Origin of the sequence: Leptothoe sp. PORK10 BA2, assembly GCF_034932105.1 — a bacterium.
GTDB lineage: Bacteria > Cyanobacteriota > Cyanobacteriia > Phormidesmidales > Phormidesmidaceae > Leptothoe.
Genome location: NZ_JAYGIG010000009.1, coordinates 68,401 through 87,329 on the forward strand (window position 1 = coordinate 68,401; position 18,929 = coordinate 87,329).

The following is an 18,929-nucleotide window of genomic DNA, read 5'->3' on the forward strand; positions in this document are numbered from 1 at the left end:
CTCCTATACCCAGCGTTCCAGCAAGTGATCACCTACACGCAAGGCATTAGCAATAATCGTCAACGTCGGGTTCACCCCACTGCTAGACGGGAAAAAGCTGCCATCCACCACATACAGGTTGTCCACCGCGTGGGCACGACAGTTGATATCCAGCACCGCTGTTGCCGGATCGGCACCAAACACACAGGTGCCGCACTGATGCCCCAACACCTGAATCGGCGTCTTATTCCGGGGATAAATCCCAAAGGGAATCACATGTTCCGCCCGAGTCACCGCCTTGAGCATCTGGGTCCAGCGATGAATCAACCGATCAGCTGCTTCTACATTGTTCGGTGTATAGGAAAGATGCAGCTGGCCCTGCTTCACCTGCACCCGATTTGCTGGATCTGGTAAATCTTCTGTTTGTAACCACCAGCCCGTCGATAGTTCCGCTACCCGTTGCAGTTCAGAACCCGGCACAAATTTTACCAATGGCGCCAACATCTCAGGTGCTTCTGCCGGAATCATGTCCCGTAGCACATTGCCCGTATTCTGCACAAACCCCATGGGATAGGGAAAATCAGGCTCCCCCCAGTAATAGTCACTGACTGCCACAGTCTTCTGAAACACATCTGCATTGGGTGTGGTGGTCATCGCCACCATGGCCGTGGTCAAATGCTTCATTACATTACGACCCACCAAATCAGACCCATTGGCCAAACCATTGGGGTGCTGATCATTGGCCGATTGCAACAGCAGGGCAGCGGAGTTGATCGCGCCACAGGCAACAACGACGATGTCTGCCTTAAATGTTTCTAACTGGCCATTCACATCGGCTTCAACGGCTGTCACTGCTCGCCCAGAAGCACTGGTTAACAGTTTTGTCGCCTTGGCTTGGGTCAATAGGGTAATGTTGTTGCGATCGCGAATGGGTTGAATCCCATTCACCTCAGCATCGGCTTTGCCTTGCACTAAACAGGGAAACCCATCGCAGGAATCACAGCGAATACAGCTACCCAGCGTTTTATCCACTTCGTTGAGCTTTAGCCCCAAGGGCAGATTAAAGGGCTTTAGCCCCTGGTTGGATAAACCATCGGCAATGGCCTGCATCCGCGGCTCATGGCTCACTGCCGGATGGGGAAAACCCTGGCTCCGAGGCGGCTCCGTCGGATCTATCCCGGCTGTACCATGGACATCGTAAAGTTGTTCTGCTTCGCTGTAGTAAGCTTCAAAATCCTCATACCGTAGAGGCCACTGGGGAGAGATCCCGTCCTTGTGGGCGACGGTTTCAAAATCCCGTTCCCTCAACCGCAGCAGCGCCGCACCATACACCTTGGTATTCCCGCCTACCCAATAGCTCATTTGGGGACGAAACGCTTTACCCTCAGAGTCGTACCAGTTTTCATGGGTGTGGTAACGCTCTTTTTGGTAAACTTCGCGAGCGTCCCAATTCGCTTTTTCACGGGGGAGAAAGTCTCCCCGTTCCAGGATCAAAATTCTTTTGCCAGATGGGGCAAGACGATGGGCTAAAGTGCCCCCACCCGCCCCCGTACCGATAATGATGACATCATAGTGCTGGTCATTCATGGGCTTAAATCCTGACAGGGACAGTCTGTACAAATGCAACGAGTTGCAGTGTTCGGGCAGAGCTTGCCACAGATCTCCCGTGGTTGGCTGCGAGAAACCTGCAAATAAAGCTCAGCTGCCAACAACATGGCTAATGGCGGAACAAAGTAATAAATCCAAAAGCCAGTCCACACCTGGGCGGGTAAAGCTGAGGCAAATGTGCGAGCTGGGTTAATACTCATACCCGAGATCGGGGCAGCAACGGTGACGAATAGGGCGACTAAAATGCCAGCAAACACCCCTGTGAGCTGGTGCAGTTTGGGATGGTTAGACACAACCAACACCATCAGCATCAAACTAAATGCCAGTAAAGCTTCTGTGACTAAGGCTCCTGGCCAATGCCAAATGCCTGGCACAGTGACGATGTAATTAACGGGGATATTCGTGAATGCTTCTCCCAAGGCAACGGCTACGAGAAAAACACCGATTAAGCCACCGATAAATTGGGCCACCACATAAAAAAATGCATCCCAGGGGGCTAACTTTCCCAGGCGATAGAACGCCAGGGTGACGGCTGGGTTGAAATGGGCGCCGGAGCGTTTGCCCCATGGGGAGTAGATAATTGCGATCGCACTCCCCCCCATGGCCAATCCCATCAACACCCCCCGCACCTTGGCTGGCAGGAACGCCATTGCCGGTGACTCAGGTGAATAAAACAATGTCGCAAAAAAACCAGCCAGGATCATAAACAGACCCAGCTCTGCCCCTTCCATCAGATACTCCGGCCAGTTAGAGCGTAAAGAGCGCAGCATCACTGTTCCTGGTAGTTCCAAGTTAGACCACCATCCACAAAGAAGGTGCTGCCGGTCATGTAGCTAGCATCCTCAGAGGCCAGAAACGCCACGAGTCCAGAAATATCTTTGGGCTGACCCAAACGACCCAAGGGAATATTGGTCAACAGGGCATTTAACTTTTCAGGATCGTTCAATAGCTTGGTATTAATCGGTGTTTCGATGGCACCGGGGGCGACATTATTCACCGTGATGCCATAGGGCGCTAACTCTACCGACAGGTCGCGGGTGAGCATCTTGAGCCCGCCTTTACTGGCGCAGTAGGCGGCAAAGTTGGGAAAGGGAAGCTCCTCATGGACCGAACTGATATTGATGATTTTGCCGGAACGCTGGGTGGCCATCAGATGCTTCACCACCGCCTGGGTGGCAAAAAACACCCCCTTCAAATTCACATTGAGCACCGCTTCAAAGGCTTTTTCATCCACCTCCCAGAATGGCGCGTGCTTTTCAATACCAGCGTTATTGACCAAAATATCAACCTGACCAAAGTGGTCAATGCTATCGGCTACCAGACGCTGCACATCTTCCACCATGCCTAAATCGGCACCGACACTGTAGCCGCGCTCGTCATTGCAATAGCCCTCCACCATGTGGCAGGTACCACCGACGGATTTGATCTCGTCTAGGGTTTCCTCTGCCCCCTCTGGATGGGAGCGATAGTTCACCACCACCTTCGCGCCTTCTTTAGCTAACCGAATGGCAATGTCTTTGCCAATTCCCTGGCTACTGCCTGTGACCAGAGCTACTTTTCCATCTAATGCCATAGTCAATTCCCCATCGGTGGAGTCCCAATGGGTTCACACCTTAAACAAGCAGCCTGAGGCCAGGATGAGATTATGCTTAAGCGCTTGGTAGCCACGGGCTGGTTGGGCTGCCCAGTTGAATTTAAGTCCCACGGATATGGACTGGTTGGGCTACACCCGTTGAATTTGATTCCCACGGAGGCCGCTTTCTGGTTCCGAAAACGGCCCTACAGACTAGCCAGATTAAGTTCTCCTGAGAATCAGCAGAACTTAATCTGGCTGAACAACGACGAGGTATCCCTCACGGGGTGTTCCGTTGGTCAATTACTTCGATCTGGATTGCATGGGGTGAGTCGAGTCTTCCCCTGAGACATGGGCCGGGTGGGTAGGGAGGGGGGCAAAAATCGACAGGACCGCTGGATCGCTGCGGACAAAATCTCTTCGTATACTTCAGCTTCAACAACGTAAGCCCCAAAGCGTTCCAGATGGGGATTCATCATTTGAGCGTCGAATAGGAGGAAATTTTGCGATCGCAGCCACTCCACCAGCCTCACCATCGCTACCTTCGAACCATCAGGAATCGTAAAAAACATTGACTCCCCAATGAACGCTCCCCCCAGCACAATTCCCAAAACAGCCCCCGCCAACTGATCTCCCCGCCAGGCCTCAAAACTATGGGCATAGCCCGCCCGGTGCAACATGCGATAGATGGCCTTGAGCTCATCCGAGATCCAGGTAGTTTTGCGATCGGCACAGCCCTCAATCACCCCATTAAAATCTCGATTAAATGCAATCTCAAACCGATCCTGATTCAGCACCCGCCGCCGCGATTTTGGGTAGCGGAACCGATCATCCAAGGGAATCAGAGCTCGTTTGCGACTGGAATACCAATTCAGCATTTGGTACTCGCTATCGGCCATTAAAAAATAGCCCTGAGCATAGCACTGCAAAATGTGGGGAATCGAGTAAGCCATAGCAGCTGAGATAGCGGGGATATCAACTCGCCCATTACATTCTTCAAACCCTTCCCCTACCGTAGCCTAAAAAAACTTACCCTAAAAGAACTTAGCACCGAAAACCCACAGTTCTCGATACAGCATTCGCCATGACTGAACCGATTCAATCCGTCACTTTACCCGCCTCTCAAAATCCAGAGCAGGAAGGCGAATGGCTCAAAGCATCACTGCAGCAATGGTTAGACACCGAATTTTTACCAGAAGCCGTCAACCAAGATATTGCCAAGCGCGCGTCCCAAGTTTTTGTCCGCCAACGAATGGAAGGCGAAAACGAGTTAATTCCACTAGTCATGGCAATTTTGACAGAAATGCAAGCCTTTGACTTTTCCAAAAGTTTCTACAGTGAGTTTGCCGTTGCCAATGCTGTGGGAGATTTACTCCTAGACAGTCTAGGCATCGACCGCTGCTGTGGTGCCTAAATGCTCTGGCTTTTACTCTCCAGCGGCTCAGCCCTGTTCGAAGCTCTCAAAGACGTCACTAGCAAACAAGCCCTCAAGTCTGTAGATGAATACTCAGTCCTGCTAGGTTTTAGCCTGGTGGGAGCAATCCTGATGGGTAGCTGGATGCTGGCCACCGAAGGGCTACCCACCCTAGGTCCCGACTATGGGAAAGCCCTGCTGGTGGGAGGCAGTCTCAATATTTTGAGCTTTACCCTCTATTTTCGGGCGATCAAGACCGCTGACCTATCCCTAACGGTGCCCTTAGTGACCCTCACTCCCCTATTTTTGCTAGTCACATCCCCCATGATCGTTGGCGAATGGCCCACTGCGTTAGATGCCTTAGGGGTGGTTTTCTTGATTGTGGGCTCCTATGTACTCAACTTAAAACCCAGTCAAGGCTTCACCCTGGCTCCGTTACAGGCCATCGCCACTAATGCCGGTAGTCGCACCATGGTGGGGGTGGCCTTTATTTGGAGCATTACCTCGAATTTTGACAAGGTTGGTACCCTCAACTCATCCTCACTGTTTTGGGGTACGTCCCTATTAGCAACCGTTTCCGTCGGCATGGTGCCCTTTGTCGTGCAGCGCGTTTTACACAAAGGCTTTCATGCCGTTATCGGTCCCATGGGAGCCCAGGTCAAATTTATCGTACTGGCAGGACTATTTATTGCTGTGGGGATAGCGTTACAATTTGCCGCATTGACCATGGCCCCCGTGGCCCAAGTAATCGCCGTGAAACGGATGAGTACCCTGATTGCAGTGGTGTTTGGCTATTTTCTATTTGGCGAAACCGGCCTACAAGAGCGACTACTGGGCGCAGCGATTATGGTCAGTGGCGTAGCGATTATGGCTATAGATTAGATAGATGAATTCAATGTTGGGATAGAATAGTATTTATATAAATTTAAGTGTCTGTCCTTGGAGACTCCCGATGCTGACTCTAAAGATCGTTGTATATCTGACCGTTGCTTTCTTCGTAGGCCTGTTTATCTTTGGCTTCCTCAATGGTGACCCCGCTCGGAACCCTGGGCGTCAAGATATGGAATAATTTCTGCTACACGCTAGGTCCGAAAAAGTTCCAATGAATTTTGATTAGGCTCCTTGGCTGGCTCGGCTGAGGAGCTTTTAATGTGAGTGCATTTTTACTGTAGTGATTTTTCAACGCTTGTGTTCATGAGGGTTAGCCCAGCCTGCTGACCATTGGCTGTTTTTAATCATATCCATGACCCCAATTGATTTACCTCCTGAACCATCCTTCAGTCAGCCCCCCCTGATCTCCATTGGTACCGTTGCCCTAGCCAAACAGACCTCAGGGGCAAGCCTCCTGAGCGATTTTCAGGCGGCACCCACTCGGACATCCTCTACTCCATCCACAGATTCCCACTGGGAAATAACCGCTGCCCCCAACAGCCTGATTCCCTTCGGACAACTGTCAGAAACCAGCTCTGCAGATTTCTCAAAACCCAATCTCACCCAGCTGCCCACCCTTCCCCCATTAACTGGTACAGGCTCTGACCTGCCCTCGGAGGAAGCCCTAGACACGGTCAATCAGGTCATTGATGCCGAACTAGATGCAGGGGCCCTAGAGACTATCGAGCCGACAGACTTAGATAAACTTGAGCCCCAGTTCGAGACTGACAACCTATCTCCAGAGGCCATCAATGAGGCCATAGATGACGTTGATCCGAACGCCATTGATTTAGATGGGGTCAATACAGATGCCTTAGATACGGACGCCTTGGACCCTGGATCGGTGCCTGATGTCTTAGATGACGTCTTAGACCGTGATTTAGACGGTGTCACCCCAGAGAATGCCCCAGAGAATGCTCCAGAAAATGTTCCAGGGAACATCCAAGAGGAGCCCGACCCGGCAGCTATTCCACCCGCAGCAGGGGACCTTCCTCCCTTAGATCTTTCAAAACTAGAAATCACATCCGATACCCAAAGCTTTGATGCCATCAGACAGGTTGTGACAGCTCGGGGCAATGCTGTATTTAAACTCAACAATGCCTTTCTCCTGGCTGACGAGATGTGGATTAACCTCAACAACCGCTACGTCCTAGCAGAGGGCAATGTCATCTTGACTCGGGGCGAGCAAGAAGTTAGAGGGGAGCGAGCCGAGTACAACCTGCTGCAAGAATCGGGCACCCTGTTCGAGACAAGGGGGGAGTTGTTTCTGCCCGGTTTTGAAGATGACTTTGCTTCACCAGTCGATGGAGCTGTCACCAGCCGCACGGTGTTTGACCCCCTCAACCCAGATGGGGATATTACCAATGTCACCAGTGCCGGTGGCTTACAATTCAGCTCAAGTATCCGGGGTAATGCCCCTGGTTCCTTGCCCCAAGCGGAAGGAGGCGTTACCCGTCTGCGCTTTGAAGCCGCCCGAGTACAGTTTGACTCCGAAGCCTGGATTGCGGAAGAAGTGCGGTTAACCAACGATCCCTTTTCTCCCCCTGAATTAGAATTTCGCACCAATCGACTAACCCTGGTCACCCTATCTCCCACCGCCGACCTACTCACCACCGAAAATCCTCGCTTGGTCTTTGATCAAGGGTTCGCTCTACCCCTCGTGAAGTCACAATACATTCTGAATCGTGGGGCTGTGGATTCGAATCAAGTTAATCCTTTTCTGGTTAATATTGGCAGTGATTCCCGCGAGCGGGGGGGGATTTTTCTGGAAAGCGAATTCCCCTTGATTCGCAATGAGTCGACTAACTTCAGTATTACTCCCCAGTATTTTCTAGAGCGTGCCCTCTCCCAGGGGGCTCTAAGTTCGGATGTATTGGGCATCGAGATGGATTTCTCCACTCGTCTCAGCCAACGCTCGGATATTTCAGCCAACGCTACGCTCACAGGGCTGGACTTCGACAATATTGAAGATAATCTGCGGGGTAACATCCGTAATCGTTGGTTGGTTGGAAACCACCTCCTGGCAACTGAATATAGCTATCGCGATCGCCTTTTCAATGGCAGCCTGGGGTTTCAAACGGTGCGATCCAGCCTGGGTGCAGTTTTGATTTCACCGGTGATTAATCTAGATCAGCGGGGGCTCAACTTAACCTATCAAGTCGGTGGTCAATGGATTACAGCGGATACCGATCGCCTGGATCTGCTCGATCCGTTCCCCAGGGATAACAACCGGATTAGTTTAGGGCGTTTACAGGCCAGTGCTCGCTTGGGAAAAGGGTTTACCCTTTGGGTGGGCAAACCCTTGCCTGCTACACAAACTGAAGGATTACGTTATACCCCTAGTCCCTTAGTTCCTTTTTTAAGCCTCGGGGTTAGTCTATTGGGCGTTGGCTCCTACTATACCAGTGGGGACTTTCAAGAAGAACTGGTGGCAGATGTGCGTTTAGATGGACAGATTGGCCATCTATCTAAAAATTTTTTTGATTACACTAGATTTAATCTGGGGTATTCCCACGACCTAATATCTAGCAATAACTCTCCATTTTTATTCGATCGAAATGTAGATAACCGAGTCTTGACTTTTGGTATTCTGCAACAAATTTTTGGCCCTATTTTGTTGGGTTTTCAAACTTCGATCAATATTGCTAACGGTGAAGACGTCAATACTGAAATCATTGCCGAGTATAGTCGTCGCACCTATGGCTTGGTGGTCCGTTATAGCCCCACGAGATCCACTGGCTCCATCGGGTTCAGACTGAGCAACTTTAACTGGCTGGGCAGTGGTAGTCCCTTTGATGAGCCCAATATTCGCCAGGTAGATAGTGGTGTGATCGAGCAGCGCTAAGTTTGGCATCATCGCGATCCCCAGAGGCATCTATCCTGACAATTTGCTGCTTCCTAGTACATAAATTCTTATACTGAGGGAATGATGGCTAACCAAGGCATTTCTAGAGGTATTTCTGCTCAAGTTTGATGTCAGGGCGAAATTGTGTCTGAGACTATTCTTTTGTTAAAAGATTAAAAGAATGCTCATTGCTCATCCTTTAAGGGGCACATCAAGGATTCATCGCTAATTATGAAAGTTCAGACCGGTGGACATCAATAAAACTGTACCTACTATTTCCCCAATGTATTAGGAAATTGTTAGTAACAAGATGAATGAACTAATAGATTGGGCTAGAGGTAACTCATTATGGTGGCGCTAGACATAGGGCAAGAAGCACAACAGGCGATTACTTTGATTAAGTCTTTTAGCCTGGAATTGGACGAGTATGGTCCTGAAAGCCAAGTCTTGTATTGGCTTAGCAAGTATCGGGCTGCCTGGATTCGAGATGCCATCATTGAGGCGATTTATCAGGGGCGATATAAGATTATTTCGGTTCAGCATATCCTCTCGATCTGGCAGCGGCGAGGGCAGCCCCTGCGGCATTTTACCTCTGGCTTTGAGCAAGCGTTGATCACTCAGCACGGGGTGACATCCCATTTGTCCAAATCCCTGTCACCTATTGCCATAGAGCTACAGCCTGGGGGAGCCAGTGGCACGATGGATGACCAGGATGTTTTGTCATGGTCGATGACCACGGCCCCTAGTCCAGCGGTCACTAAGATCATGGCTGAGTCATCAGTTCTCAGCCGTACTGATGACTCGGATTGGTCCATTGAGGCATTTCCCGTGGCCGCGTTTGATACGTTGGTGGCGGTTTACCAAGCGAGTGGTGCTGGCTATGCCATGGCTCAGCCGATTGAACCGTCTGATTTTCAAGGGCTAAGGTTCGAGCTGCCCAGTGAGCCTGGGGACATCCTGGACCCGAATCATGGGCCGACTATCGCCTCTGTCCCGATTCAGCCGTTTAGGCCCAGGCCTCGCAAACACTATGCCTAGGCTTTGACATCCCCCATGCGAATTTCTGAGCAAAAGGATGCCATGACTTGGCCCGCTTCATCGCTCAGAACGTTCGTCCGCATGCGTAACTTATCGGTGATAAACCACCACCGCTCTTCTGACCGTAGGCCATGGGTCTCGGTGATGACGGTGAGGATGTCATTTTCTAGTCGATATTGACTGATCTGGGATGGTGGCTGGCCATCGATCTGACGCAGCAATTGGCCGCTGTGGTCATCGGTTGCGATCGCAACCAATAACGTCGACTGCTCTTTGGTCTGTCCGCCGAGGATGGTACTTTTTTGAGTGATCCGTAGACCGCCTAAAATGCCCTCAGCAGAGCCGTTTTCTGCGCCCCATAGCTGCACCAAGTCATCCCCATGGGAATCCACATAAGTGATTTCCAAATCAGATTTACCGGCTTTAGACTCTCCTGCCCTGAGGTAATGCGTGGTGCGTTGCGAGAACCACCGCCCCCCCTGATTTTTAAAAAAGTTCACATTCTGCATGGATAGGTCTGAATAAAGCGACACAAGTGGCCACAATTCGTTATCTGCCTTTAAGTTTACGCTGCCACGGCGACCTAAAAACCATCATCCCACGGGCCAAAACCCACGCAAGCCAGAGGTCTTCAGTCATTGAGGGCAATTCGCAATGATAAGCTAACAGATGCAAATAAAAACCTACTTTAGTCTGTAGTGAGATTTCAATGACCCAACCTGATCAAACGCCCTATTTGTTAAGAGCCGCCAAGGGCGAAATCTTGGATCGACCACCGGTCTGGATGATGCGTCAGGCGGGTCGATATATGAAGATCTATCGCGATCTGCGCGATCAGTATCCTTCCTTCCGTGAACGTTCAGAAAATCCAGAACTCGCCATTGAAATTTCACTCCAGCCCTGGCGTGCGTTTCGCCCCGATGGCGTCATCATGTTTTCAGATATTTTGACCCCTCTGCCGGGCATGGGGATTCCCTTCGACATCATCGAAAGTAAAGGGCCGATAATTGAGCCCGCCATTCGCACCCAGGCCCAAATCGATGCCCTGCGCCCCCTCAATCCGGAAGAAGATTTACCCTTTATCCGTCAGATTCTAACCACCCTGCGCCAAGAAGTAGGCAATGCCTCCACGGTATTGGGATTTGTCGGCTCTCCTTGGACCCTAGCTGCCTACGCTGTCGAGGGAAAAAGCTCTAAGAACTACTCGGTGATCAAGGGCATGGCGTTCTCTGAACCCAAAATGCTACATCAGCTGCTGAGCCACTTAGCCGACGGCATTGCCACCTATGTGCGCTACCAAATTGACTGTGGAGCCCAGGTGGTTCAGCTGTTTGATTCTTGGGCCGGTCAGCTCAGCCCCCAGGACTATCGCACCTTTGCCCTGCCCTATCAGCAGCAAGTGGTGCGCCAGGTGAAAGAAACTCACCCCGATACACCGCTCATTCTCTACATCAGCGGTAGCGCTGGCGTCCTCGAGATTATGGGCGAGTCAGGGGTTGATATTATCAGCGTTGATTGGACCGTCGACATGGCCGATGCCCGTCGTCGTCTAGGGCCCGACATGATCGTTCAGGGCAACGTGGATCCGGGTGTCCTGTTTGGTTCGAAGGACTTTATTCGCGATCGCATCCTCGACACCGTCCGCAAAGCGGGTCGCGGTGGCCACATCTTGAACCTTGGTCACGGTATTCTTCCTGGTACCCCCGAAGAGAATGCCGCCCACTTCTTTGAAACCGGCAAACATCTTGAAGAATTACTAGCCGTTTCTGTCTAGGCAATTTTCCGTCTAGGCAGAACATTGTCCCGGTTACTTCAGGAACTACAGCCCATAGTTTAGGCCCCATCTGTCCTATGGGTTGTAGTTCCCACCTTTAGTCAATCCTTGCCAATTCCTGGGCAATTAGTGAGGCGTCACACCCGCTGTTATCACTGTTACTCAAGTCAATAGTATGGATTTTAAACAGTCCGCCCCATCAACCCGTGAGTCAACTGGCACAAGATATTAGGCCATTCCCCCAAAGAATTTTCATTACCGGTTCTAGCGGCTGCATCGGTCACTATACGCTGGAGCGTCTGCTGCACCAAACGGACCACGAACTTTTTCTGCTGCTGCGTGATCCCAACAAACTTCAGCTCAATATCGCTCAGCATCCCAGGGTCCATGTGCTAGAGGGTGATATCCGTGAGGTAGAAAAGTTTGCAGACCTGCTGGGCACCATGGATAGCGCCATCCTGATCGCCACATCCTGGGGAGGGGCACCCGCCATTTATGACATTAACGTCACTGGCAACCTCAAGGTGATGAATCTGCTAGATCCTGACCGGATACAGCAAGCGATTTACTTTTCGACAGCCAGCATTTTAGACCAGCAAAATCAGCCCCTCAAAGAGGCCGGTCAGGTCTCGTTTGATTACATCCGTAGCAAATATCAATGTCACCAAAAACTCAAGGACTTAGCGATTTTTCCAAAAATCACCACCCTATTTCCCACCCTTGTATTTGGTGGCGACACGAACAAACCCTACTCCCATATCTCTAGTGGGCTATCAGAAGTTACCCAGTGGATCGATTTAATTCGGTTTTTTAGTGCCGACGGCACCTTGCACTTTATCCATGCCCAGGACGTTGCCACCATGGTGACCCATTTAGTCGATCACCCCCCTAAACCAGGTGAATCCAGGGAGTTGGTGTTAGGCAACCCAGCCCTTGCCGTGGATGATGCGGTCACCGCCGTCAGCCATTACCTGGGCCGTTCCATTTATTTCCGCATTCCCCTATCCCCAGGGCTCATCGACTTTTTTATCAAGCTCTTTAAAGTCCGCATGGAAGACTGGGATCGGTTCTGTTTAAAGTATCGTCATTTTACTTATCAAAATCCCCTGACCCCTGCCAGCTTCGGCATAGACACCTACTGCGCCACCGTTGCCGAGCTTTTCCAAGCGACAGGTATAGAAGCAAAGCAGAGAAAAACACGCTAAACTGTGTACCGCGGTAAAAGTCCATAGTTCCCATATGATGGGGACGGTTTTTGTATAGACATTTACTGCTCCAGTTCAAGAATGATTGTGTGAGAAGTGGGACGTCAAGGCCCACTTTTTATTTTGGTTAATTTGTATATTTCCATGGCCCATCCTGTCATCCCACAGGTTCTTGAAATAGCCACCCCAATTGCCACTGACTTGGGGTTAGAAGTGGTGGACGCGGTTTTTCAAACCAACCACAGTCCACCTGTTTTACGTGTTGATGTCCGTAACCTCAGCCAGTCCGACACCAGCTTAAATGACTGCGAACGCATGAGCATTGCCCTAGGTGAAAGATTAGAAGCCTCTGACATCCTACCCGATGCCTATGTTCTCGAAGTGTCCAGTCCTGGAGTTTCTAACCAGCTTGAAACCGCCCGTGATTTTATCGTTTTTAAAGGATTTGCCATTGAAGTCACCCTCCACACACCTCACAAGGGAAAGAACGTCTGGATAGGGACCTTGCTAGAACGCACAGACAGCAAGCTAGCCATTAGCCAACGGGGACGTCGTCTTACCTTACCCATAGAGCTAGTCGAGTCGGTACAGCTGAGTAATCAAGTTGAAGCATAGGACGATTACCCATTTCCCCTGGCCCCAGTAATCCAACCTGGCTAAAGCAAAAATCCCATTTAGATATCAGGTCTACATCAGTATCATTTTTACTTTTATTCGCCCCCACACGTACTTTGTTCAAGGAGGAGAGCGCCCATGTCAATGGTAAGTCTGCCCAGCCTACAGGAAATGATTGAAGGCATTAGCCGAGAACGAAATCTACCTCGTTCTGCCGTAGAGCAGGCACTGCGAGAGGCATTGCTCAAAGGCTACGAACGCTATCGCCGAACTCGCCGTATGGATAGCAATCAATTTGACGAAGACTATTTTGAAAATTTTGCTGTGGAGTTAGATCCAGAAGAAGAAGGCTTTCGGGTCTTGTCCAGCAAAATGATCGTTGAGGCCGTGGAAAACCCTGACCATCAAATTTCCTTAGCGGAAGTACTCGAAGTTGCGCCAGAAGCTCAAATCGGCGACGAAGTCGTACTGGACGTTACTCCCGAACAGAAAGACTTTGGCCGGATGGCCGCAATTCAGACCAAGCAGGTACTGGCCCAAAAATTGCGCGACCAGCAACGACGGCTAATCCAGGAAGAGTTTCAAGACCTCGAGGGAACCATTCTGCAAGCCCGAGTGTTACGCTTTGAGCGGCAGTCCGTAATTATGGCGGTTAGCAGTGGCGCTGGCCAACCCGATGTCGAGGCTGAGTTGCTCAAGCGCGATCAGTTGCCCAATGACAACTACCGTGCCAATGCTACATTTCGTGTAGCCCTCAAAAAAGTGTCAGAGGGTTCTCACCGAGGGCCACAGCTGCTTGTTTCCCGTGCCGATGCCAGCCTGGTTGTCGAGCTATTTTCCAACGAAGTACCCGAGATCGAAGACGAGGTTGTCCGGATTGTGGCCGTTGCTCGAGAAGCCAATCCCCCCTCTCGCTCAGTGGGTCCTCGCACTAAAATTGCGGTTGATACCCTAGAGCGGGACGTTGATCCCGTAGGTGCATGCATTGGGGCTCGTGGCTCACGTATCCAGGTCGTTGTGAACGAATTGCGAGGTGAGAAAATCGATGTCATTCGCTGGTCTCCAGATCCAGCCACCTACATTGCCAATGCCCTCAGCCCAGCCAGGGTGGATGAAGTCCGACTGATGAACCCCGAAGATCGCCAGGCCCATGTGCTGGTGCCCGAAGACCAGCTGAGCCTAGCTATTGGTAAGGAAGGTCAGAACGTCAGACTAGCTGCCCGGCTAACAGGTTGGAAAATCGACATCAAAGACTCAGCTAAATATGATTACGACGCTGAGGACGAAAAAGTACATGCTCAACTTGAAGTCAAACGCCAGCAAGAGGAAGAGGCTGCAGCCGCCCTAGCTGCCCAAATGGAAGCCATTAAGGCGGCCAATCTTGCGGCTGCGCAAGCGGCGGCCGAAGCGGCCGAAGTCGCTGATGCTGAACAACCAGAAGTACTAGATGAAGAGCCTATATCTGAAGAGGAATAAGCGATTGTGCAGCCCAACTATCGACGCTGTGTGAGTTGTCGCCAGGTGGCTCATCGCCAAGATTTACTCAGAGTTGTCCGCACCTATCCCACAGGTACGGTGCAATTGAACCAGGGGGCAGGGCGTTCCGCCTACCTGTGTTGTCAGGTCGCTTGCCTTAATTCAGCCCAGAAAAAAAATCGCCTGGGTCGTTCCCTCAAGACCTCCATTCCAAATGATATTTACCGGCAACTGGAGCAAATCCTCAAAGAGGCGATACAGTCTCCTGAGTAGTTTAAGGCGTATTTTAGGGCCGATTCAGATGATGCTAAGGTAGAATTTAAGACCCGTGCTAATTTCGGTTTAGTACCAACAGTCGATAGAATTAGATATTGCCCATATGCCCAAGGGTAAAATGTAATGTCGTTTCGATAAGGGCAGTAAGTCTATGTGACACCTTACTTCAGTAAATTGCGAGGAATATTTGGATGAACAATGGCAAAGTCAGGATATATGAGTTATCTCGGGAGTTAGATCTAGACAATAAAGATATTCTGGCCATCTGTGAGCGTTTAGAAATAGCCGTAAAAAGTCACAGCAGCACTATCACTGAGTCAGATGCGGAAAAGATCCGTTCGACTGCAGCTGCAGAACCAAAGCGCACTCTGCAAAAGCCGACCCCCAAGCCAAAACCTACTCTTTCTAAGCCAAACGCGCCAAATCGTCCTGTCCGCAAACAGCAAATCTTAGAAATTCGCCGACATCAGACATCAGATTCCCCACCGCCTGAATCGCAATTGTCTGCGCCCCAACCTCCATCAGACTCTACAGATGTAACGGGTGGGGAGGCAGCGGACAATTTAAGACAGCCCCCAAATCGTCCTGGTGGAGTACGCCCCAAGCCATCTATCCGCGCTCCACAAAGGCCAGTGCCTCGTTCCTCCACTGCAGTGGGTGGTAGTGTGGCTGGTGAAGGTGCGACACCAGCACCGAGTTCGCCTAGTTCTGGACCGCAGATTATTCAGCCTCGGTTAGTCTCTCCGCCCGCGCGCTCATCAGCACCCAAACCTCGGGGGATAAGGCTTGTCACTAGCGATTCCGACGGCAGACCGTCGGAGTCTGGCTCAGGTGAATTTAAGCCAAAGCCCACACTCTTAAAGGATAAGCCCAGCAAACCCAGGCCCATCGGCGAGGTGCGTCGTCCCAAACCCGGTAGCCCTGGTGCTATTGACACAGATACGGATGATGATGTGGTGACGGGTGATGATGACGTCATCGGTACGGGGCCTGTACTCGTGGGTGCGCCTCGACGCCCTGATGTGCGTCGCCTGTCAGCGCCAGCGCGTCCGCCCAAGCGGGGTAAGCCTCGGGGGGAAAGTGAAGAGGAGGAGATGCGGCAGCGGGCAAGTAAAAATGCCACTAAAAAGCGTCGTGCCCAGCGTTTAGATGAAGACGAGGACATTGATGATCTAGAAGGTGGGGCGGATGGTGATCCCATGGCCACCCCGATGAGTATCTCGCTCATGCGGCCGCCTAAGCCAAAATCTCACAAAACTCAGGCAAAGCCGGCCACCGTTAAGAGCCGGTCTATGCCCAGTAGAGGGGGTTCGTCTCGCCATAATCGTCGCGATCGCAAGGTCGAGGTGGTAGACGAAAAGCCGACAATGATCACCCTCACCAATGGCTTGACGGTGCATGACTTAGCCCAAGAACTCATGCAACCTGAGACTGAAGTGATCAAGTTGCTATTCTTTAAGGGCATCGCCACCAACATCAATCAAACCTTGGATATTCCCACCGCTAAGATGGTGGCCGAGGCCTTTGAAGTGGAAGTAGAAATGGCCGAAGTTGAGTCTGAAGCCAAGAAGACTACCGAAATGCTCGACGAGACTGATCTTGAGAGCCTCCAGTCACGGCCTCCAGTGGTGACCATCATGGGTCACGTCGACCACGGTAAGACATCCCTACTGGACGCCATCCGAAAAGCAAAGGTTGCCAGTGGAGAAGCCGGTGGCATTACCCAGCACATTGGTGCTTACCACGTCGATGTGCCCCACGATGGCAATACGCGTCAAGTTGTCTTCCTAGACACTCCGGGGCACGAAGCCTTTACCGCCATGCGTGCTCGGGGTACTCGAGTAACTGATATCGCCGTACTCGTAGTCGCTGCCGATGATGGTGTTCGTCCCCAGACGATTGAAGCCATTAGTCATGCTAAAGCTGCCAAGGTGCCCATTGTCACCGCCATTAATAAAATTGACAAGGAATCAGCCAGCGTTGACCGAGTCAAGCAAGAACTAATGGAATATGGCCTTGTCCCCGAAGAATGGGGTGGGGATAGCATTATGGTGCCCGTGAGTGCCGTCAGTGGCGAAAACCTGGATCTGCTGCTAGAAATGATCCTGCTACAGTCTGAAGTCGAAGACCTCCAAGCGAATCCAGACAGATTGGCTAAAGGTACCGTCATTGAAGCCAACCTCGATAAGGCGCGGGGACCCGTGGCCACATTGCTGGTCCAAAATGGCACCCTACGGATCGGAGATTCGATGGTGGTGGGCTCTGTCTTTGGTAAGGTACGAGCCATGCTGGACGACCGCCTAAATCGGGTCAAAGCTGCATCCCCCTCCTTTGCGGTAGAGGTTCTAGGCCTGAATGATGTCCCCCAAGCGGGTGACGAGTTTGAAGTCTTCGCCTCCGAGAAAGAGGCCCGCAGCGTTGCCGATAGTCGCGCGGTCGACCAGCGACAGTCTAGGCTCCAGCAAGCAATGGCATCTCGTCGTGTCACCCTGAATACGCTTTCTGCTCAAGCCCAAGAAGGAGAACTGAAAGAACTCAATATCCTGCTAAAAGCGGATGTCCAAGGATCGCTTGAAGCCATTCTGGCATCCCTAGAACAGCTACCCCAAGACGAAGTACAAATTCGAGTGCTGATGGCAGCTCCGGGGGAAATTAGTGAAACCGACGTGGATCTAGCCGCTGCCAGTGGTGCTGTCATTATTGGCTTCAATACAACCCTAGCTCCAGGAGCCCAGCAGTCCTCTGACCGGCTGGGGGTAGATATTCGTGACTACGACATTATCTATAAGCTGCTGGAAGACATCGAAGGGGCGATGGAGGGTTTACTCGAGCCGGAACTGGTGGAAGAGGAGCTGGGCGAAGCGGAAGTTCGAGCTGTCTTCCCCGTGCGCAAAGGCTCTGTGGCAGGTTGTTACGTCCTGTCTGGCAAAGTTACGCGCAATTGCAAGATTCGAGTTATGCGTGAAGGTGTTCAGGTTTACGAAGGTAATCTCGATTCCCTAAAACGCATGCGCGATGATTCCAAGGAAGTTGCCTCTGGATTTGAATGTGGTATTGGCGTCGATAAGTTTAGCAGCTGGGAAGAGGGTGATCGGATCAACGCCTTCAAGTTGGTAACGAAGCGACGGACTTTGGCCGGCCGCTCCTAGGGACTAGGCTGCTACACTTCAATCGCACGTTTACTTCACCCCTACGTCTAATAGATATCTGAGAAGGAAGCTCCATGTTTTAAGAGATTCCTTCTCAGGTATAGGCTTAAAGCATATTTGGCTAGGGGAAACCATAGTTTATTGCACTGGCTATCGCCATTGACATGGATACAACCCTATACAAAGCGTTACTAGAGGCACAACATGTCTTTAATGCGTGCGTTATCGTATAGGAAGAAAACGCTGAAATAAATAAGTAGATCAGCTTACGCAGGGAAACCTATGGCTACTCAATCCTCCACTCTATCTAGCTCTGAAAACGCGAATGTATGGCTCAGCCTACAGCGTGCTATATGCAGTAGTGCCGGATTTCAACGATGGAAATCGGAGCTACCCAGTGATACGTTAGATATAACGCCATTAGATCAGTTGGTGAGGCGATATCTAAGGGAGACATTAGAGACTCTTGCCTACTAGGCAAAGTTTTCCATATCAGGTCGAATGGATTGGACTTAAGGGTAATAATGTCTTTTTTCCTTGAATTCAATTCGGTCCACATTTTTTAACTAAAAGAGGAGGTCAGAGACGGCTTCCTCTTTTAGTTTGTTTTGAGTTCATATTTGCACCATCGTTTACGGCATAGGTGGTTGCTTAAGCCTTCAGCAGACTGTAATCGCCCCTCGAGCGAAGTCGAAGGGACGCCTCGACACGCCTTTAAGCTCACTCCAAAGGAAACGCTTTGCATTAGGCTTGCGCCCTGGTGACACGACTCCGCTCAGCTAGCGCTGGATTTGGGACATTTACCAGTAGATTGAACTGCTTCTGCTCCTAAACCCAATACAGCCTTTAAAGCCGAAAAGGCCTCTGTCCTAGGACAGAGGCCTTTTCGATTAGACTAGGTCAAAAACCAATGCGACTACGCGTTGATTTGGGGAGCAACCAAAGCAACAGGAGCAGCTTCACCAGCGGCCAAGTCTAGGGGGAAGTTGTGAGCGTTGCGCTCGTGCATTACTTCCATACCCAGGTTGGCACGGTTGATTACATCGG

At 51.0% G+C, this 18,929-nt stretch carries 16 protein-coding genes and 1 pseudogene; 11 read left to right on the forward strand and 6 right to left on the reverse strand.

The genetic code is table 11. The annotated features are described in order from the left end of the window. Positions 1-3: 3 nt before the first annotated feature. From VB741_RS04410 to aat, 4 genes are all read right to left on the reverse strand, one after another. The gene (locus tag VB741_RS04410; protein ID WP_323363932.1) at positions 4-1,566 is read right to left on the reverse strand and encodes a GMC family oxidoreductase; all 1,563 of its coding nucleotides are present in this window, start codon (positions 1,564-1,566) and stop codon (positions 4-6) included. Further along, positions 1,563-2,357 (reverse strand): MIP/aquaporin family protein, encoded by a 795-nt coding sequence (locus tag VB741_RS04415; RefSeq protein ID WP_323363933.1) that lies wholly within the window; start codon positions 2,355-2,357, stop codon positions 1,563-1,565. Before VB741_RS04415 ends, VB741_RS04410 begins: the two co-directional genes overlap by 4 nt. Further along, complete coding sequence (locus tag VB741_RS04420) at positions 2,357-3,160, reverse strand: glucose 1-dehydrogenase (protein ID WP_323363934.1); 804 nt, start codon at positions 3,158-3,160, stop codon at positions 2,357-2,359. The genes VB741_RS04415 and VB741_RS04420 overlap by 1 nt, the downstream gene beginning before the upstream one ends. A 299-nt stretch (positions 3,161-3,459) precedes the next feature. Continuing rightward, positions 3,460-4,113, reverse strand: coding sequence for a leucyl/phenylalanyl-tRNA--protein transferase (aat, locus tag VB741_RS04425; RefSeq protein WP_323363935.1), 654 nt, complete (start codon positions 4,111-4,113; stop codon positions 3,460-3,462). Between the two features lie 131 nt (positions 4,114-4,244). On the opposite strand from aat, the gene VB741_RS04430 reads away from it, so the two are divergent. The 5 genes from VB741_RS04430 (at position 4,245) to VB741_RS04450 (ending at position 9,387) form a co-directional block, all read left to right on the forward strand. Further along, positions 4,245-4,574 (forward strand): hypothetical protein, encoded by a 330-nt coding sequence (locus tag VB741_RS04430; RefSeq protein ID WP_323363936.1) that lies wholly within the window; start codon positions 4,245-4,247, stop codon positions 4,572-4,574. Next, positions 4,575-5,456 carry an EamA family transporter gene (locus VB741_RS04435; RefSeq protein WP_323363937.1) on the forward strand — a complete coding sequence of 294 codons (882 nt, stop codon included), beginning with the start codon at positions 4,575-4,577 and terminating at the stop codon, positions 5,454-5,456. 70 nt (positions 5,457-5,526) lie between these two features. Continuing rightward, complete coding sequence (locus VB741_RS04440) at positions 5,527-5,643, forward strand: photosystem II reaction center protein I (protein ID WP_023071387.1); 117 nt, start codon at positions 5,527-5,529, stop codon at positions 5,641-5,643. A 174-nt stretch (positions 5,644-5,817) separates the two neighbouring features. Next, the gene (locus VB741_RS04445) at positions 5,818-8,349 is read left to right on the forward strand and encodes a DUF3769 domain-containing protein (RefSeq protein WP_323363938.1); all 2,532 of its coding nucleotides are present in this window, start codon (positions 5,818-5,820) and stop codon (positions 8,347-8,349) included. 348 nt (positions 8,350-8,697) lie between these two features. Then, positions 8,698-9,387, forward strand: a complete 690-nt coding sequence (locus tag VB741_RS04450; protein WP_323363939.1) for a hypothetical protein — start codon at positions 8,698-8,700, stop codon at positions 9,385-9,387. Here VB741_RS04450 and VB741_RS04455 read toward each other — a convergent pair. Then, positions 9,384-9,896 (reverse strand): phycobiliprotein lyase, encoded by a 513-nt coding sequence (locus VB741_RS04455; RefSeq protein WP_323363940.1) that lies wholly within the window; start codon positions 9,894-9,896, stop codon positions 9,384-9,386. The two genes, VB741_RS04450 and VB741_RS04455, sit on opposite strands and share 4 nt — an antisense overlap. Before the next feature lie 200 nt (positions 9,897-10,096). Here VB741_RS04455 and hemE point away from each other — a divergent pair, with 200 nt between their 5' ends. The 6 genes from hemE to infB all read left to right on the forward strand — a co-directional run bounded on the left by hemE (position 10,097) and on the right by infB (position 17,882). After that, entirely contained in the window at positions 10,097-11,161 is a 1,065-nt protein-coding gene (gene hemE, locus VB741_RS04460; protein ID WP_323363941.1) for a uroporphyrinogen decarboxylase, read from the forward strand. Positions 11,162-11,367: 206 nt separating this feature from the next. Next, positions 11,368-12,366: an NAD-dependent epimerase/dehydratase family protein gene (locus VB741_RS04465; RefSeq protein WP_323363942.1), complete on the forward strand. Its 999-nt coding sequence runs from the start codon at positions 11,368-11,370 to the stop codon at positions 12,364-12,366. 144 nt (positions 12,367-12,510) lie between these two features. Next, positions 12,511-12,981, forward strand: coding sequence for a ribosome maturation factor RimP (gene rimP, locus VB741_RS04470; protein WP_323363943.1), 471 nt, complete (start codon positions 12,511-12,513; stop codon positions 12,979-12,981). Between the two features lie 138 nt (positions 12,982-13,119). Beyond that, on the forward strand, positions 13,120-14,457 hold the full coding sequence (gene nusA, locus VB741_RS04475) for a transcription termination factor NusA (protein WP_323363944.1): 1,338 nt from the start codon (positions 13,120-13,122) through the stop codon (positions 14,455-14,457). 6 nt (positions 14,458-14,463) lie between these two features. Then, positions 14,464-14,730 carry a YlxR family protein gene (locus tag VB741_RS04480; protein WP_323363945.1) on the forward strand — a complete coding sequence of 89 codons (267 nt, stop codon included), beginning with the start codon at positions 14,464-14,466 and terminating at the stop codon, positions 14,728-14,730. A gap of 194 nt (positions 14,731-14,924) precedes the next feature. Continuing rightward, positions 14,925-17,882, forward strand: coding sequence for a translation initiation factor IF-2 (gene infB / locus VB741_RS04485; RefSeq protein ID WP_323363946.1), 2,958 nt, complete (start codon positions 14,925-14,927; stop codon positions 17,880-17,882). A gap of 916 nt (positions 17,883-18,798) precedes the next feature. Here the strand turns inward: infB and VB741_RS04490 are convergent. Next, a pseudogene (locus VB741_RS04490) lies at positions 18,799-18,929 on the reverse strand (photosystem II q(b) protein); the annotation flags it as partial.